This is a genomic window from Streptomyces sp. NPDC088762 (assembly GCF_044750905.1).
Taxonomy (GTDB): Bacteria; Actinomycetota; Actinomycetes; order Streptomycetales; family Streptomycetaceae; genus Streptomyces.
Genome location: NZ_JBIVKT010000006.1, coordinates 338,765 through 355,444 on the forward strand (window position 1 = coordinate 338,765; position 16,680 = coordinate 355,444).

Genomic DNA, 16,680 nt, shown 5'->3' on the forward strand with positions numbered 1-16,680 from the left:
TTGCCCCACAATTCCCGTACTGGTTTGGTCGGGCGGGGCGCGATGGAATCTCCTTCTACTTCAGCAGGGCCGATGACCGTCACGGCGCCGCGGAGGAAGGACGGATACGCGTGCTGGAGCGGCTGAACCAGGCCTTGGACCACCTGGAGGGCTGTCTCGACCGTGAGGTCGACGTCGCCGAAGTGGCCCGGATCGCCGCCGTGTCGGAGTACCACTTCCGGCGGCTGTTCTCCGCGCTCGCCGGGATGCCGCTCCCGGTGTACGTGCGGCGGCGGCGGATGACGCTCGCCGGAGCCGATGTGCTGGCCGGGGAGCTGACGCTGCTCGATGTAGCGGTGCGGTACGGGTACGGCTCGGGCGAGGCGTTCGCCCGGGCGTTCCGGTCGGTGCACGGCATCGGGCCGGGCGAGGCCCGGCGCACGGGTGCGGTGCTGACGGCACAGCCGCGCATGTCCTTTCGGGTCGTCGTCGAAGGGAGTACGACCATGCGGTACAGGATCGTGGAGAAGGAGTCGTTCCGGGTCGTCGGCAGGAAGGCCCGAGTGCCGCTCGTGCACGAGGGGGTCAACGCGGCCGCCGCGGCGCACCTGGAGAGCCTGGACGAGCAGGCGATCGTACGGATGAAGGAGACGGCCGAGGCGGACCGGGAGCCGGAGGGGATCCTGTCCGCGGTGGTTCACCTGACCGACAGCCGGGAGGAGGGCGCCGAGGTGGACTACTGGATCGGCGTGGTAGCCGGCCTCGAGGTGGCCGCCGAGGAGCTCGACGCCCTCGACGTGCCGGCCGGGACCTGGGCGGTCTTCGACAACCGCGGGCCCTATCCGAGTGCCGTTCAGGAGCTGTGGCGAGACGTGTTCACGCAGTGGTTCCCCTCGAACCCGTACACGAGCCGGCCTGGTCCGGAGCTCCTGCGGACACACCCGGTGGAGATCGGCGCGGAGACCGACTCCCAGCTGTGGATCCCGGTCGAGCGTCGGGGCGGCGGGCGTCCCAAGGTGTGAACAGGACCGCCTGTACGCGGAGTTCTGGCTCAGCGACACCGGCCCCCGGGTAGCGGATCGGTGCGCGATTGATGGGGTGGTGAGAGTAGCTCCGTCTCAGGGGCAGGCGATCTGGGTGTGCGACAACCGTTGACCAGCCCGGGGTGTTGTGAGGGGCGGTGCTCGGTCGGGATATTCACTGGTCGCCGCTTGCCAAGGGTGGTCATACTGCCGTGATGGATCCGGTGACTCTTGAGACCGACCGTCTGGTGCTGCGGGCCTTCACACCTGCCGACGTGGATGCGGTGTACGAAGCCTGCCAGGACGAGGACATCCAGCTCTACACCCCGGTGCCGGTGCCGTATCGGCGTGCGGACGCGGAAAAGCTCGTCGGCGAGAAGCTGCCCGCTCAGTGGGCCGAGGACAGGGACTACACCCTCGGCGCGTTCCGCAAGGACACCGGCGCCTTGGTCGGCTCGTACTGCCTGACCCTCATCAGCCGTGGTGTCTGGGAGCTCGGTTACTGGGCGGTCAAGGAACTGCGCGGACGTGGGTACTCGGTGGAGGCCGCTCGGGCCCTGTGTGACTGGGGCTGGGACACCCTCGACGTCCACCGCATCGAGTGGTGGGCCATGGCCGGCAACACCGGCTCGCGTGCGGTCGCCGAGAAGCTCGGCTTCACCGTCGAAGGGACACTGCGCCATCGCGGCATTGCCAACGATGGCAAGCCGCACGACTGGTGGGTGGGCGGACTGCTGAGGCCCTGATACTCGGTCCGATGCTTCGCAGACTGCCCTTGCTCCTCTGCGAGTTACCTGCTCGATGGGATCGAAGAGTTTGGCCGATCGGGGCGACGGGCCGCTCGGCGAGCAGCCAGCCGACCCGCCAGGCCGGCACGCCGAAACCTCAATCGCGGACGACGTCGTGAGTGTTGTCCGAACCCCGTTGCCCGCTGTCGAGCCCCGTGAGAGCATCGAGGTTCAATGGTCCGTCTCCTTTCGTTTACGTTGCGCAACGCAAACGAAAGAGTGCGGGCCGTTGTCGTGTCCACGGCTTTGATTAACCCGCCAAGATCTGTGAATGACAGGTACCGTTTGATGCGCACAACAGAGCTGACAGAAGCCTCCATTGACGACGCGAGCAACATCTTGGTTGCACCTTCGACGTTGCAAGATGATGCCTTGATCAGGGACTTCTTCGGGTCCGTCATCACGCCAGAGGACCTTGCCTCTGGTTCGCTCGACCTCGCGCAGAAGACCGTCCACCTGTGTGGCGACATCTCCGGGATCAGCAGCGGCCAACTGCAGTTGGCTGCCCGGGTATTGGTCATCCGGGAGCTCTCACACGGCTACCACGAGCGCCTCGACAAGCCTTGGACCCTCGTCGACCTCGGCCGAGTTCCCACCCGCGTACACGGCGTCGGCGTGTACTACCGCCGCTTTTTCGGGCTCGACGCCGATCACTTCGGCCTGATCCGTGCAGAGCACGCGTTCCAGTCCCTGACGGAGTCCACCAAGCCTGGAACAGCCCACCGCAGTGGAATCTATCTGACGCCCGTCACACGACACGATGACGAACTACATTTCCGCCTGCTCCGGTGCTCCACGAATCTCTCGGGGCCGACCGAGAACTTTCGCCCGACCGACACGCGCATCGTCGAGGCTCTGAACCGCGAGGCCACCGCCGTCTTCCGGAACCAGGCACCGCTGAATCACGTTCTCGCCCAGATCTACCACAACACCCTTGCCACGGCCGAGCGCAAGCAGTCCAAGGCCAAGATCTCGGCTCATGCCGACAAGACCAAAGACATGCCCGTCAACGGCATCATGGCCTTCTGCACTTTCTATGACCGGCTCGACAAGCTGCAGCCCCTGGCCGAAGACGCCTTCGACTATGGCGCGAAGGGCGTCAGCGGGCTGACCAAACTCCACTTCCGCCTCAAGGACCCGGCCCAAAAAGGCGAAGGTTCAGCGCTCCCCCCGCAGTTCACCCTGACCCTGTACCCCGGCTCCGTGTTCTTCATGCCGCTGTCCACCAACCGCCTGTATACGCACGAAATCCGGCCCTCATCGCTAGACGCCGAGTTGCTCCCGACCCGCCTGGGGTACGTGGTCCGCTGTTCGAGCGCCGAGGCCGTTCACAAGAACGGCCGCACGTTCCTCAAAGTGGCCGGAGATCTGGCACAGCTGGGGCCAGCCACACCGGCCGGCATGGACGAGCTGCGCAGGCTGTACGCCGAGGAGAACAGGACCTCGTCCTTCATCGATTACGGGGACCAATTCCTCTTCAGCATGAACATGGGAGACTACATTGCCCCCCGAGTCTAGGATCTTCGATGAGATCATCTCGTGCGATGTGCCCACCGATGAGAATCTCTTTGCGGAGCTGCGGGCGTCGGTTCGCTGGGAAGACGTAGGAAAAGGCCGGCAAGGAGCCACGCTCACCAAGATCGACGAGGCGGGTGGTGTGCCTCTCGTACGCACCACCACGCGATACGGCAGCCCGACGCAGAGGTTCCGGGCGGTGCACGAACGTCTGGCGCAACAGGTTCAGGAACGTGCAGCGCTCCCGGTCGGCTTCAACAATGCTCTCATCGAGAGCTACACGAACGCTTACACAACCATGGGCAGCCATTCCGACCAAGCCCTCGACCTGGCCGACGGGTCGTTCATCGCCGTCTTCTCCTGCTACCAACACCCGGAAGCGAGCGCGCCGAGGAAACTCATCTTCGAGTCAAAGGGCTCCGTGGACGAGAAGTTCGAAATCCCTCTCGCCCACAACAGTATCGTCGCGTTTTCTGTCGACTCGAATCGGCGACTCAGGCACAAAATCGTATTGGACACGTCCGTTCAGGCGGCGGACAACCAATGGTTGGGCGTAACGTTTCGAACGTCCAAGACCTTCGTCCGGTTTCGCGACGGACACGCATACCTCCCGCATGGTGCGCGCCTCATGTCGGCCGACGATGAGCAGAGGCGCGAGTTCTACCAACTACGGCGCCGCGAAAACAAGGAAACCGACTTCATCTACCCCCTGCTGACGTACACCATCAGCGAGAGCGATCTGATGCTGCCCGTCTGACCTCGAGGGACTGCGGAGGAGGGCATTCGCCCCCGCCCTTAGGGCTGTCCCGCAACTACTGACCGGGGTGGTCGCCTCTGACCCATGCGATCAAGTCTGGTTCGCCCAGGTAAGCGCGGTTGATCCGCCCGCGGCCTCGGACGATGCCTTCTGCGGCGAGTCGATTCCGCAGCCGACGGGGTGCGAGGGCGTCGTTGAAGCTCTCGATGAGGCCTCGGCCCGTATCGGCAAACTCGTAGCGGACCGCGTACGTCTGGCCCGCGTGCTGCCATTCGCAGCGGACCAGCGGGCGCACAAGGATTGCCTCGAACCAAGCAGCCGTCCGTTCTGCCAGCTCTGCTGGGTTTCCAGCGGCTGTGAAAGTGAACTCAGTCGCCTCCTCCGGCAGTGAGAAGAGCTGGTTGTGGAGCTTGTCTGCGTGGACGACGGTCCCGTTGAAGTGGGCGCCCACGGTCAGGATTCCCTGGTTACGCTGCGGATCGACGATGTCCAACCAGACGATCAGCTCGCGGTCGGAGGCGTGCGCCGGGGGCACCACGGCTGTGTCATCCGGGTCGACCAGCCAGGAGCGAGCACGTTCGGCGAGAACGTCCGCGAACGCGCGTTGCGCGAGGTTCAGATCGTCTTCGTCGTACTCGAACCAGGGGATCTCTTTCATGGCCGCACTCTATGTGCGACCCACTAGCTGCCCGGCAACCGCTGGTCAAGAAGGAGATGATCTCGCTGTGGCCTGTGTGATCAAGGCGTCGGAGCCGTCCTGGATAGCCCCGTTGAGCCCGCGGCAGTTCGGGAAGCTGGTGACCGTGCTGCGGCGCGAGGGTGCGGACGCAGTCCGCAAGGGCCGGCCGTGGAGCCTGCCGCTGGAGGACCGGGCCCTGCTGGTCGCGGCGTACTGGCGTACGAACTTGACGACGCGACAGCTTGCCCCGCTGTTCGGGGTGTCGAAGTCGGCGGCGGACCGGATCATCGACCACCTCGGGCCGATGCTCGCGCTCCAGCCCCGCAAGCGGTTCGCCAAGGACACCGTACTGATCGTTGACGGCACCCTGGTGCCGACCCGCGATCACAAGATCGCCGCAAAGTCGAAGAACTACAGGTACTCCACCAACCACCAGGTCGTCATCGACGCCGATACTCGCCTGATCGTCGTGGTCGGCCGGCCACTCGCCGGAAACCGCAACGACTGCCAGGCCTGGGAGGAAGAGCACAACCGATCCCACAAGCAGGTCCGAGCCCGCGTCGAGCACGTCTTCGCCCGCATGAAGACCTGGAAGATCCTCCGCGACTGCCGCCTCAACGGCGACGGAGTCCACCACGCCATGCTCGGCATCGGACGCATGCACAACCTCGCCCTCGCCGGATAGGCGAGCAGCCCACACCACGGGGAACCACGTCCGAAGCGTCTCGAAGATCATTTACGGGACAGCCCTTTGGCGGACGAAGTGGCGGACGACTGCTCCAGCGGCGCTCGGTCCGCCACTTCTCGCTCATACATCGCCTTGGACGCGGGCGTGCAGGTGCTCGTCATGCCACCCATCTGCATGGAGCAGAGCACTCCGCATGGTTCCCTCGAAGGAAAACCCCGCCTTCGTCGCCACCTGGCAGGACGCCGGGTTCTCAACGGAGTGAGTGATCCGGAGCCGATGCAGACCGATGTCGTCCAAGGCCCACCGGCTGATGCGGACGGTCGCCTCGACCATGGCTCCGTGGCCACGGCCCTCAGGCAGCAGCCAGTACAGGAACTCCGCGCTGCCTCCACCGAGGTCGATGTCAGCGAGCCCGATCAACCCCACCGGTCCGGCGCCGGTAGACGGAGCGATCGCCCAGATCGCGGCCTCTTCGTCCCGCCAGCGCTGCCCCCACCGCGAGATCCTCTCGCGGGCTTCGTCAAGCGACAGGTAGCCAGGCCGGTTCCACTTCTGGATCTCCGCATCGTGGCAGGAGGCGACCAGAACCTCGGCGTCCTCCTGCTGCCATGGGCGCAGGTGAAAGCCGGAGGTGAGAGAGAAGACCGGTTGCTCAGCCTGACTCAGGCTGCCGGCTGGGACCACAGCAGGTATCGCGCTCATCGCAGCATCATGGCAAGAGGCCCAGCGGGGCCAGGAGCCGCCGCCTCTCGACGTCGACCAGCACGGTCCCGTAGAAGCGGCCTTTGCGCGTCGCGTACGCGTCGACGCCGCCCACCCGCGGCGCTGCTTGTTCAGGGTCGGGCAGGCCTCGGCGGCCCTGCTTCCATCTGTCGGCCGTTCAAGTCCTGGATTGGGGTCAGTGCACAAAGTCACATGGCGTCCGCAGGAGTTGGCCGGCATCAGTGAAGTCGAGCCGTCTTCCGCGCTGTGGGAGCCCGTCAGGTGGTGGAGATGCGGACGTCGCCCGAAACCGTGTTCACCGAGAGACTGGAGGCAGCGGAGGAACTGTCTGCGAGAGAGACCTCGCGTTGGCCGGAGACCGTGGAGACCTCAAGCCGGTAAGGGGCTCGGGGAACCCTCAGGGTGACGTCGCCCGAGGTGGATTCGGCGAGCACCGAGGACGGGGGCTTTGCGAAGTCGAGGCTGGTGTCGCCGGAGATCGAGTGGACTTCCGCACTCGGGCCGGACAGGGCGGTGGCAGTGACCTCGCCCGAGGTGGTGTGGACCGTCAGCGGACCGCCGATCCGGTCGGCCGCGACATTGCCGGAGACGACCGACACTTCGGCCTCCGCCACCCCCCTCACCGTGATGTCGCCGCTGGTGCTGTCCAGCTTGACCTTGGCCGCGGCCGGTACCTCCAGGCGGTAGTCGATGTAACAGTCCTCGGAGCAGCCATCGGTGAAGGTCAGTACGCCGTCGGAGACCTTCTGGCCCGGCTTGGGAGCGGTGTCCTGGCGGTAGTGGACAGTACGGCGGACGCTGACGCCGGGGCCCGGGCCGGGAGTGATCTCGATCGAGCCGGCCGGGGTACTCACCTTCGCCTCCCTAACCGCCTCGGTGACCGTGGCGTCGGCTTTCGCCGTCTTCCACTCCTCGTCGGCGAAGGCGTCGCCCACGGAGGAGCAGCCGGCCAGGAGGAAGCCGGTCCCAAGGGCGGCGACCACGATGCATGCGCTGCGAACTGACGTGACGCGAGATGCCATAACCGAATTGTCGCGGTCCGATTCCCGGAGGGAACGCAGCGCGGCCGATAGGCCGCCAGTTCACCTCAATGCCTGTGCCCTCTCCGCCAGGTCCTCCACGGTGAGCGACCGGCCCAGCCGCTCAAGGACCCAGGGCAAGCCCTCGCCCAGGGTGTGGTGGCCCGAGGCCGGGATGGGAGGTGGCGATGATTCGGCCGGCGGCCGTCTTGGACAGCCCGAGACACCGGGGGCGAGTTGTCACATCATCAAGTTTGTGCACCAGCAAGCCCGAACCACCAGGGCCCGGTCCTCCCATGAAGGCTGCACGACCGGCCTTGCACCAGCCGGCCGAACAGACGCGGCTCGATCCGCTGAACGGGGCCGTCCAAGACGGCTCCGAGGCCCTGACGCACACACTCAGCCCTCGCGCCGAAGGGCAGCCTCGGGCTGGGCAGGGGACTCGGCGACGCCGGGGCGTGTGCGTCTGTGCGCACGTGTGCGGACGAGTGTCCGCATCATCGCCGCGCCTGCCACCACGGCGCAGAGATGCAGCACCACCGCGACGGCCGGGTTCTCCGGCAGCGGGACATCGGCCGGGTCCGCCACCGCTACGTACAGTACGAAGGGCAGCTTCCAGGCGCTCCATGCGAACAGTGAGCCCGATCCGACCCACCCGAAGGTCAGCGGGATCCAGCAAGGCAGCCGGACAGGACGCGCCCGGGCGAGCATCCAGGTGGCGGCGGATCCGGCGAGTGCCCAGAAGCCCCATCCAGCGGCCAGCAGCAGGTACCCGTCGGACGTCCGCTCGGTCGGGTGGGCGATGCCCAGGCTGCCCCCGGCTGCCCAGTAGAGCCAGACCAGACCGACCACGGCACCGACGACAGCCGCCCACGGCGCTGCCGTGCGCCGACCGTCACCGACTCGCCCGATGAACGCATCCGGCCACCGGCGCCGCAGATACGCCGGAACGGCGAGGACCAGCCCCAGCCCCATCCCCACGAAGCTGAACTGGACCAGTACGCCCTCCCAGACCGGCATGGCAGGGTCGTCACCCCCGCCCTGCGAGCCGCCGCCCACATCCAGGAGCGCAGTAAACAAACCGAAGGGCAGCACCGAGACCAGGAACCCCGACCCCACCCAAGAACAGAACGCGACGAGCGCCCCCGGTATGCGCATCCCCCACGGCCGCACCAGAGCGAGCGCCAGAGCAATCCCGATCACCGCCATACCGACCGTGACGGTGTTGAGTACCACCCACTCCGTCAAGCCGAACCCATCGCCGATCGGCAGGACCCCCACCAGGGCGCCGACCACCCACGAGACCTTGATCAGCAAGTAGGGCGACAGCGCCAGAGCCGCCCCATACGCCGCGTTCCGCCCGACCCGATCCCAGCGTTCCACCCGACTCCCCTTTCACCAGCAGGTCTCCAGCCTCCGGCCTGCGCCGTCCCGACACCTCCCCCGCCGGAGGTATCCGTCTCCCCCACCCGGGGGAGACGGCGGGTGTGCAACTGAGAGGTAGAAGGTAGAAGGACGACCACGACGGGTCCTCCCGCACAGGGCGGTGTGAGCGAGTCCGCTGCTAGCCTGCCGTTCATGATCAAGGGCAGCCTGGCCGGCCGAATAGGCCGCATGGCGGGGGACAGCGGGCCGGAGCGTGTGCTGATCGCCGCCAGTTTCGTCAACCGCGTCGGCAACGGCCTGTTCAACGCGGCGTCAGCGCTCTATTTCACCTTGGTCGTGGGCCTGCCCGCGGTGCAGGTCGGCGTCGCGCTCACCATCGCCGGACTGATCGGCTTGGGCGCGGGGATACCCGGAGGGCATCTCGCCGACCGGCGCGGGGCGCGCCCGATCATGATGCTGGCCCTCGCGGTCCAGGCGACGGCGATGGCGGCCCTCGTCCTCGTCGAGAGCTGGGCCGCGCTCACGATCATCGCGACGGTCGACCAGATCGCCGCGGCGGCCGGTGGGGCGGCCTGGGGGGCTCTGGTGGTCCGCGTTGGGGGTGACCGTCCGGCCCTCTTCCGGGCGAAGCTGCGCACCTTCGTCAACCTGGGCGTAATCCTCGGAACGGTGGGTGCCGGGCTGGCCCTGGCCGCGGACACCCGTGGCGCCTATGTCACGCTGATCCTCGGCAACGCGGCGAGCTTCGCCCTGTGCGCGGTGCTTCTGCTCCTGCTGCCCCGCTATCCGGTGCTGGCGGCACCGCCGCAGCAGCGTCGCTGGCTCGCCTTCACGGACCGCCCGTACCTGACGTTCACCGCCCTCTACGGGGCCATGGGACTGCAATACCCGGTGGTCTCCCTGCTCCTGCCGATCTGGATCTCCGAACACACCGAAGCGCCGCGCTGGACGGTGGCCGCACTGTTCGCCGTCAATGCCGCCTTCTGCGTACTGATGCAGACCAGGATCGGCTCCCGTATCGAAACCCCGCACGAGGGCGGCAGGGCGTTTCGCACCGCGGGGCTGCTCTTCCTCGTCAGCTGCCCGATGATGGCGCTGGCGGCGTACACCCCGGTCTGGGCGGCAGCGGGACTGGTCCTGGCAGCGATCTTCGTCCATAGCCTGGGAGAGGTCTGGGAGTCCTCGGCGGGCTTCGCCCTGGGCTTCGGTCTTGTCCCCGACCACGCCCAGGGCCAGTACCAAGGTGTCCTCGGCCTCGGTTTCAGCGCGGGCCAGGCTCTCGCCCCCGCGATCCTCACCACGGTGGTGCTCGGCCTCGGCACGGCGGGCTGGCTTCTGCTCGCGGTGTTCTTCGCGGCGTTGGGTGCTGCCGGCCCGCCTCTTGCCCGCTGGGGCATGCGGACCCGGCCGCAGGCGGGCGTTGCTGCGGAAGTGACGGCATGACCAGGGAGACGGGAGGAGTGCACGGCGGCGAGCGGCGGTCACAGACCGGTGCCCTGGCCGGGGACCTCCTCCCAGCGGGCCCGTCAAGGCCCCATGCGCGACCGGGCGGTGCCCGCAGCTGAAGTCGCCCTCGCCGCAACCACGTACGAGGTCGTAAGGCCACGGGGGTCAACCGGCAGCTGCGGTATTCACCCGCGCGGCAGGCGGCACGGTCAGGCCCAGTCGGTCAGATCGTAGACGGCTTGGCACAGGGGGTCTTGGGCGTCGTGGTTCCGGTGGACGGCCAGCGTCGTCGGTTCGTCCGGCCGAAGGAGGGCGATGAGCTTCGCGGACGCCCACCACTGAGGTGGGCGCAGCGTGCCGTCGTCGGTGAGGGGCAGGTCGATGCCGTCGTCCAGGGTGACCTCAGCCGTTTCGGGAACGACCGAACCGACCAGGCCGGCCACGTCGACATGCGGAATGCTCTCGTTGCCCGCAACAGGGATGGTGTCCGAGGTGAGCCAGGCGGCGGTGTGGCGCAAGGCGCCGGCGTACCACCAGCTGCCGTGCTCTCTGCCGTAGCGGGTGGGAAGGCCCACCAGAACGCTCCGCCCGGCGGTGTCGGCCAGCCGGATCCGTATGTGCTCGCCGTCGGGGCGCACCATCGCCCGGATCCGCCAGTCGGTGGCGGGGAGGGGTACGCCGATGAACCTGCGCAGGACCAGGAGGGCGTGGGTGAAGTGGTCGTCCATGGCTCCACTCTTCCCTTCTCCCGTCCCGTCGGTGCGGGCGGGCACAGAGCGTTGCCCCAGCCGGGGCAGGCACCCGACGACCGCCTCGGCGCCGGCGCCGGCGCCAACGACACCTGACGTGATCTAGACGGGAAGGGCGCAACAGGCCCAACAGGCCAGGCCCCCGAGTGCCTTCGGCACTGTGCGGGGGCGAGGGTCAGCAGCAGGGACCGGCATGGCGGTTCTCTTCGGCGAGGGCGGTGAAGGGAATGGGGCAGCAAGCGCGCTCGGCGCAAACGGTCAAGTCGTCGCAGCCCGCCTCGACGGCCACAGCCAGCGCGGTGCGGATGGCGGTGAGGTCGGCGATCTTCGCATCGATCTCGACGAGCTTGACCGCGGCCCGCTCCTGAAGGCCCGCTACGGGGCGGCCGTGGCGGTGGCGGCCGGCCTCCAGGAGTTCGGCGACTTCCTCCAGCGTGAAGCCCAGCCGCTGGGCCGCCTTGATCACCCGCAGGGCGGTCACCGCGTCGTCGCCGTACAGGCGGTGGCCTCCGTTGCTGCGTTCCGGCTCGGCCAGCAGGCCGCGCCGCTCGTAATAGCGCAGGGTCTGGACGTTCACCCCGGCCGCCTTGGCGACCTGCCCGCTGCGCAGGGCTGCGCTCACCGCGCCCTCCAGGCAGCGGCGGTCCGTGCGGCGAGGGCGTCCAGGACCGTCTCGTGGGCCGGGTCCACGGCGATGTCCACGCTGATCAGATTCGGGCCGGCGGCGGTGGTGAAGGTGAAGAACGAACAGCAGCCGCTTTCGCGCTCCACCAGCTCCATCACACGCTCCTCCACGCCGGGGCCCGCGGCCAGGTCGAGACGCAACCGCAGCGGCTCGGGCCTCGACGCAGAGGTCAGTCGCTCGGAGAGCAGCGCGTCCCACTCGGCGACCCGCAGGGGTCGCTCCTCGGTGGGAAGGGTGCAGGACTGCGGCACCCATGCCAGATCGTTCATCGCGCTCAGTCCCCTCATCACGTCCCGCAGAGCGGGGACACCTTCGACGGTAAACCTGTACCTGGGTACAGGTTTCAACCCAAAGCGGTTCATGAGTGCGCCACTGCTCAGCTGGGATGCCCGCCGGCCTCTTGGCGGGGCACGGTCTGCCCGGCCGCTGTGTCGGGTCCGCCCGCCTCCGCGCACCGCTGCAGGATTGCCCGCCCGAGGCCTCGGCCGCGTGGGCCGGCGCGCACGCGCGGGCTCCGCCGTTCCGCTACTGGCGGTCTAACGAACGGGGGGAATTTCGTGAGACGACGTCCGTCAAGACTTGAAGTGTGGGGCTCGTCCGGACGGGGGGCGCCGGGCCACCGGCATCTGGCCGATGCCGGCCACCGCATCGCTCAGCCTCCTGGCGATGGGGTTGATCGTGCCCGCTCCCGTGCCGCTCGGGTTGCCAGAGGTCACGCCGCCCGTCTCCACAGGCCCCGTGCCGCCACTCGAGCCCCTCAGCCGGTGCCCCTCTCCGTGGAGCCACCCCAGCCCGTGCCCCGTGGGCCGTTTCCTCGCTGGTGTGCCGGTCAGCGCTGCTCACCGTCTCCGGGTACCCGCCGGCGGAACAGGGCTTCAGCCGAGGTGGCGCAGCAGCAGGCGTGGCGCGGCCCGCACCGCAGCGGCCGCCGCGAGTCCGATGGCGGCTCCTGCGGCGACGTCGGAGGGGTAGTGCGCGCCGCTGTGGATCCGCTCCACCGCCACCAAAATCGCGGGTACGGCGCACGCGGCGCCCGCCCACGGCCACGTCGGAGCGACGGCGGCAGTGAACGCTACGGCCGCGGCGGTATGCCCGGAAGGGAAGGAGGAGCTGTCCGGCCGCTCCTCCACGTCATCGTGCGGGAACCATTCCTTCGGGGGCCGGCGCCGCTCGACCAGCTGCTTCGCCACCCCGTTGGAGAGCCCCTGCGCCACCACCAACCCCGCGATCCCCGCCGCCGCGGCCCTGCGGCCCCTCCATCCGCCCCCGGCCGCCATCACGGCGGCGGCAGCCCACCACAGCTTCGTGTGCTCGGCGGCATCCTCCACCGGGGGCAGCAGGCCGCGTGCCCAGACCGATTCCCAGGACGCCATGCGCTTGGTCAGCCGGTTCTCCTCCGCGCGCAGGGATACCAGAATCCTCCTCATGGGGAGCAGCTTCCCCCACCGAGGCCGTTCAGACCGACAGCACTCCATCCGTTGGCGTCTGCGTCACTCCGCTTCCGCGTGTCAGGCGGCGGGACGTAGGGCTCCTCGTCGTCGCCAGGGCCGCCGGCGATCGCGCGCACCACCACACCAGGAAAGTCATCACCCCGGCGCGGGTGCCAATGGGCCGCGTCGATCAGCTGCTCGCAGCAGAGCGAGATCCCGCGTAGCCGGGCGCGCTGGAAGCGCAGCCCCCCTTGGCCAAGTGAAAAGCGGGGGCCTTTCGGTGCCCCCGGACGTAGCATCGCCCGATGCGGAAGATCGACACGCTGATACCGGAGCGGGGGCAGCCCGACACCGCTGCCCTGCACGCGCACGACCCCGACGCCCTCGCCCGTTACGTCCTGGACACCGGCAACGCCTGGTGGCGCCGCCGGCTCTGTGCCCACGCGCTCGCCGGCCGGGTCCCGGAGGCCCGGGTACCCGGCCTCCTCGACCGGATCCGGGACGAGGACGAGACGGCCGAGGTGCGCATCGCGCTCCTCGACCTCCTCCCGGGCCGGACGGAGCTCCTGCCCTGGCTGCGCGACGAGGAGCAGCGGGACGGTTCGTACGGCGTCGCCGAGGCGGTCCTGAAGGCCCGCGGCCTGCTCGGCGACCGAACCGCCGCCCCCGGCCTGTCCACGCTCGCGGCCTCGCCCTGGCAGCGGTGGCGGGAGCTCGGGGAGGCCGGTCTCGACGGTCTGGTCGCGCACCACGGCACCGACGCGATCCTGGCCGAGCTCGGCGCGAGCAGGCCCGAAGACCGCCGCTTCGCACTCCGGACATGGGACCGCGCAGGGCGGGACGTGACGCGCTACCTGGCCGACCCCGACCGCGGCATCGCGCACTTCGCCCAGTCGCTCGTCGCGGACCCGGACCGGCTGCGCTCCTTCCTGGACGAGGCGCCCGACCCGGAGGCCGCCGTGCGAGCCGCCTGCGCCCTCCACCAGCTCACCGAGGACAGCGCGGAGACCCGCCGGATCGACGAGCGGCTCGGCAGCCCGCGGACGGAGGTCGACGGCCTGGACGAGGAACTGCGCCGGGCGATCGTCCACGAGTACGCCCCCCGGTACGAGCGGCAGAGCGACCCCCGATGGCTCCTCGAGGCCCTGTGCACGGAGCCGCCCGGGCGCCCGGACCTGCCCGCCCAGCTCGTGCGTGCGACCGCCGCCTTGACCGCGGCCGGTCTGGCCCCGGACCCGCCGGTCTCTGCCGGGGACCACCACCAGCAGGGCAGCGGCACGTATCACGTCATCCCGTGCGGCGACGAGGACATCCGCATCAGCACCCTCGGGCGCTTCGTCACGGGCCACGACGACCGGCATCCCGCCCGGCGGGCACTGGAGGAGGCGGGTTTCCGCTGGATCGACGGGGCCACCGGCGGCATCCGGGTCACCGGCCTGTGCGTGTACTACTTCGGCGGGCGCGAGCCGCTCGACGTCGACACCCTGCTGTTCTACTGGCAGGACTGAGGTCGCAGCCGACCGGCGGCCCTTGTCGGCGGCGTACACGTCAACACCGACCACCCGCGACGCCGGAATGTCCGGCTCGCGCGCGTTGACCCGCCGCAGGACCGTGCTGCGGTGCGCCCGCACCCCGAGGGCACCGGTCAGGCGGGCACCGGCCCGGCCGGCCCGCTCCCGGACCCCTCCCTCCCCCACGACCTGGTCCGACGCGTGGCCGGGCGGGACACCGTCGCGGGCGCGATCCGGTTCGCGAAAGTTCGCGAAAGCGGCCACCGCTGCCGCGATCCCCCTCTTCGTGACGTGACAGTGATGCCCTCGACCCATCAACCGTTCCCTCAACTGCACGCCCTGAAAAGGGAATTGACGCACCGAGCTTCCTCCGGAGTCGTCCGGGGCTCGGCACACGCTGCACGAACGGAAGGGGGAACCGTTCACGCATGGATGCGTGTCTCCGAGCACACAGCACGACGTGTCCGGGCGGGTCCCGGGTCGATCCTCAGGGGGGATCTTGACTTCATCACACCGCGGAAGACTGCGTGCACTGGCCGCCGGCGGCGTACTCGCCCTGGCCGTCGGTGCCCTGGCCGCCGCCCCGAGCAGCGCCGCCGAGCAGCACCTCATACCCGACTTGGTCACCGCCCCGTCGGCGGCCGGCCCGGCGGCGGATCCGGTCTCCGATGCCGCACCGAGCGGCGACCGCCAGTACCCGAGCGTCATCCTGCCCGGACGCGCCACGAATCCGGCGCCCTCGGCCGCCGCCAAGCCGCGGCACGACGTCGACGGCGACGGCATCAGCGACATGATCGTCATGGAGTTCGACCAGACCACGGCCGTCTACCTGTCGTCGATCGCGACCTGGAGCGAATACGCGATCTACAAGACCGACCCCGACCCCAGCGCCTCGTTCAAGGACCTGCTGCCGGTGGGTGACGTGGGCGGCACCAGCAAGGCCGAGCTGCTCTCGCTCTCCTTCGACGGCGTGCTCACGCTCTACGAGGCCGGCCTGACGAGCACGTCGGCGCCCCTCTGGTCGGGCCGCGGCTGGCAGATCTACAACCGCGTCATGGCCACCGGCGACGTCACCGGGGACCGCCACCCCGACCTGCTGGCCCGCGACTACGCCGGCGACCTGTGGCTGTACACCGGCACCGGCAGCGTCAGCAAACCCTTCAACAGCCGGGTCAAGGTCGGCTCCGGCTGGGGGATCTACGACCAGCTGGTCGGAGCCGGCGACGTCGACGGCGACGGCCTCGGCGACGTCCTCACCCGTACGCTGAGCGGGGAGTTGTGGTTCCACAAGGGGGCCGGCAGTGCCACCGCCCCGCTCAAGGCCCGCGTCAAGGTCGGCACCGGCTGGAACGCGTACAACGTGATCACCGGCTCGGATGACGGCGACGGCGACGGCCTGAGCGACCTGCTTGCCCGCGACCGCGACGGCGTGGAGTACTGGTTCAAGTCGCTCGGTGGCGGCCGGTTCGCCGCACCCGCGTACTTCGGCAGTGGCTATGAGTTCAACAAGTTCATCGTCGGCGCCGGCACCACGTCGCTCTACGGCAAGGGACAGAACCTCGGCACCGAGGCGGACAACGACCTCGCCAAGTACAACGCCCTGGCCAACGGCGACTACCGGATGCCGCCGGTCTGGGCCGGCAAGGAGACGCCCGGCTCCCGCAACGCTTACGCCACCGGGCTCAACAGCCGCAACCACGCGACCTACGTGCAGAACATCGGCAGCGACCTGTACGTCCACGGCGAGCGGGTCAGCACGACGTGGAACTACACCGTGACGGTCGGCCCCGGTGACCTGACCGGCGACGGCAAGGGCGACCTGCTGAGCCGCGACTCCGGCGGCACCCTGTGGCTGCACCCCGGCGACGGTGCGCTGGTGACCAAGTTCGGCACGCGCATCAAGGTCGGCACCGGCTGGAACGGCTACGACGCGCTCGTCGGCGCGGGCGACTACTCCGGCGACGGGCGGCCCGACCTGCTCGCCCGCGACACTTCCGGCCGCCTGTTCCTCTTCAAGGGCACGGGCACGGCCACCGCGCCGTTCGCCGCCCGGGAGCAGGTCGGCAGCGGCTTCGACCAGTACGACAAGCTGTTCGTCCCGGGTGACATCGACGGCGACAGCAAGGGCGACCTGCTCTGCCGTCTCCCGAATGGCGACGTGTACCGGTACTCCTCGACCGGCAAGGCCGGCACCGCGACGTTCGGCGCCCGCGTGAAGTTCGGCACCGGTTGGAACATCTACAAGAACCTCATCTGAGTCCCGCGGCCCACGGGTCGCGAAGCAGCGACGGCACGGGCCCGAC

General features: G+C 69.0%; 16 protein-coding genes. 8 read left to right on the top strand and 8 right to left on the bottom strand.

Annotated features, from left to right (window positions below; genetic code table 11):
- Nucleotides 1-110 precede the first annotated feature (110 nt).
- The 4 genes from ACIP5M_RS17830 to ACIP5M_RS17845 all read left to right on the top strand — a co-directional run bounded on the left by ACIP5M_RS17830 (nucleotide 111) and on the right by ACIP5M_RS17845 (nucleotide 4,061).
- Nucleotides 111-1,001, top strand: a complete 891-nt coding sequence (locus ACIP5M_RS17830) for a GyrI-like domain-containing protein (protein ID WP_401197925.1) — start codon at nucleotides 111-113, stop codon at nucleotides 999-1,001.
- A 215-nt stretch (nucleotides 1,002-1,216) separates the two neighbouring features.
- A complete protein-coding gene (locus ACIP5M_RS17835; RefSeq protein WP_401197928.1) occupies nucleotides 1,217-1,747 on the top strand; it encodes a GNAT family N-acetyltransferase in 531 nt (176 codons plus the stop codon).
- A 330-nt stretch (nucleotides 1,748-2,077) separates the two neighbouring features.
- Complete coding sequence (locus tag ACIP5M_RS17840; RefSeq protein WP_401197930.1) at nucleotides 2,078-3,307, top strand: hypothetical protein; 1,230 nt, start codon at nucleotides 2,078-2,080, stop codon at nucleotides 3,305-3,307.
- On the top strand, nucleotides 3,291-4,061 hold the full coding sequence (locus ACIP5M_RS17845; protein WP_401197932.1) for a hypothetical protein: 771 nt from the start codon (nucleotides 3,291-3,293) through the stop codon (nucleotides 4,059-4,061). Before ACIP5M_RS17840 ends, ACIP5M_RS17845 begins: the two co-directional genes overlap by 17 nt.
- Before the next feature lie 55 nt (nucleotides 4,062-4,116).
- Here the strand turns inward: ACIP5M_RS17845 and ACIP5M_RS17850 are convergent, their stop codons facing one another.
- Nucleotides 4,117-4,719: a hypothetical protein gene (locus ACIP5M_RS17850; RefSeq protein WP_401197934.1), complete on the bottom strand. Its 603-nt coding sequence runs from the start codon at nucleotides 4,717-4,719 to the stop codon at nucleotides 4,117-4,119.
- Nucleotides 4,720-4,786: 67 nt separating this feature from the next.
- On the opposite strand from ACIP5M_RS17850, the gene ACIP5M_RS17855 reads away from it, so the two are divergent.
- Entirely contained in the window at nucleotides 4,787-5,425 is a 639-nt protein-coding gene (locus tag ACIP5M_RS17855) for a transposase family protein (RefSeq protein WP_401197936.1), read from the top strand.
- Between the two features lie 123 nt (nucleotides 5,426-5,548).
- On the opposite strand, the gene ACIP5M_RS17860 is transcribed toward ACIP5M_RS17855, so the two are convergent.
- From ACIP5M_RS17860 to ACIP5M_RS17870, 3 genes are all read right to left on the bottom strand, one after another.
- Nucleotides 5,549-6,130, bottom strand: coding sequence for a GNAT family N-acetyltransferase (locus ACIP5M_RS17860; RefSeq protein ID WP_401197938.1), 582 nt, complete (start codon nucleotides 6,128-6,130; stop codon nucleotides 5,549-5,551).
- A gap of 278 nt (nucleotides 6,131-6,408) precedes the next feature.
- The gene (locus tag ACIP5M_RS17865) at nucleotides 6,409-7,173 is read right to left on the bottom strand and encodes a DUF4097 family beta strand repeat-containing protein (protein WP_401197939.1); all 765 of its coding nucleotides are present in this window, start codon (nucleotides 7,171-7,173) and stop codon (nucleotides 6,409-6,411) included.
- Nucleotides 7,174-7,569: 396 nt separating this feature from the next.
- A complete protein-coding gene (locus ACIP5M_RS17870) occupies nucleotides 7,570-8,553 on the bottom strand; it encodes a hypothetical protein (protein WP_401197941.1) in 984 nt (327 codons plus the stop codon).
- 195 nt (nucleotides 8,554-8,748) lie between these two features.
- On the opposite strand from ACIP5M_RS17870, the gene ACIP5M_RS17875 reads away from it, so the two are divergent.
- Nucleotides 8,749-9,999, top strand: a complete 1,251-nt coding sequence (locus tag ACIP5M_RS17875) for an MFS transporter (protein ID WP_401197942.1) — start codon at nucleotides 8,749-8,751, stop codon at nucleotides 9,997-9,999.
- 212 nt (nucleotides 10,000-10,211) lie between these two features.
- On the opposite strand, the gene ACIP5M_RS17880 is transcribed toward ACIP5M_RS17875, so the two are convergent.
- The 4 genes from ACIP5M_RS17880 to ACIP5M_RS17895 all read right to left on the bottom strand — a co-directional run bounded on the left by ACIP5M_RS17880 (nucleotide 10,212) and on the right by ACIP5M_RS17895 (nucleotide 12,863).
- A complete protein-coding gene (locus ACIP5M_RS17880) occupies nucleotides 10,212-10,730 on the bottom strand; it encodes a hypothetical protein (protein WP_401197945.1) in 519 nt (172 codons plus the stop codon).
- Between the two features lie 196 nt (nucleotides 10,731-10,926).
- On the bottom strand, nucleotides 10,927-11,373 hold the full coding sequence (locus ACIP5M_RS17885) for a MerR family transcriptional regulator (protein WP_401197946.1): 447 nt from the start codon (nucleotides 11,371-11,373) through the stop codon (nucleotides 10,927-10,929).
- Nucleotides 11,370-11,705, bottom strand: coding sequence for a hypothetical protein (locus ACIP5M_RS17890; protein ID WP_401197947.1), 336 nt, complete (start codon nucleotides 11,703-11,705; stop codon nucleotides 11,370-11,372). Before ACIP5M_RS17890 ends, ACIP5M_RS17885 begins: the two co-directional genes overlap by 4 nt.
- A 606-nt stretch (nucleotides 11,706-12,311) precedes the next feature.
- On the bottom strand, nucleotides 12,312-12,863 hold the full coding sequence (locus tag ACIP5M_RS17895; RefSeq protein WP_401197950.1) for a phosphatase PAP2 family protein: 552 nt from the start codon (nucleotides 12,861-12,863) through the stop codon (nucleotides 12,312-12,314).
- Nucleotides 12,864-13,171: 308 nt separating this feature from the next.
- Here ACIP5M_RS17895 and ACIP5M_RS17900 point away from each other — a divergent pair, with 308 nt between their 5' ends.
- Both ACIP5M_RS17900 and ACIP5M_RS17905 read left to right on the top strand, forming a co-directional pair.
- Entirely contained in the window at nucleotides 13,172-14,374 is a 1,203-nt protein-coding gene (locus tag ACIP5M_RS17900; RefSeq protein ID WP_401197952.1) for a hypothetical protein, read from the top strand.
- A gap of 502 nt (nucleotides 14,375-14,876) precedes the next feature.
- Nucleotides 14,877-16,634: an FG-GAP repeat domain-containing protein gene (locus ACIP5M_RS17905; RefSeq protein WP_401197954.1), complete on the top strand. Its 1,758-nt coding sequence runs from the start codon at nucleotides 14,877-14,879 to the stop codon at nucleotides 16,632-16,634.
- The last annotated feature ends 46 nt before the right edge of the window (nucleotides 16,635-16,680 follow it).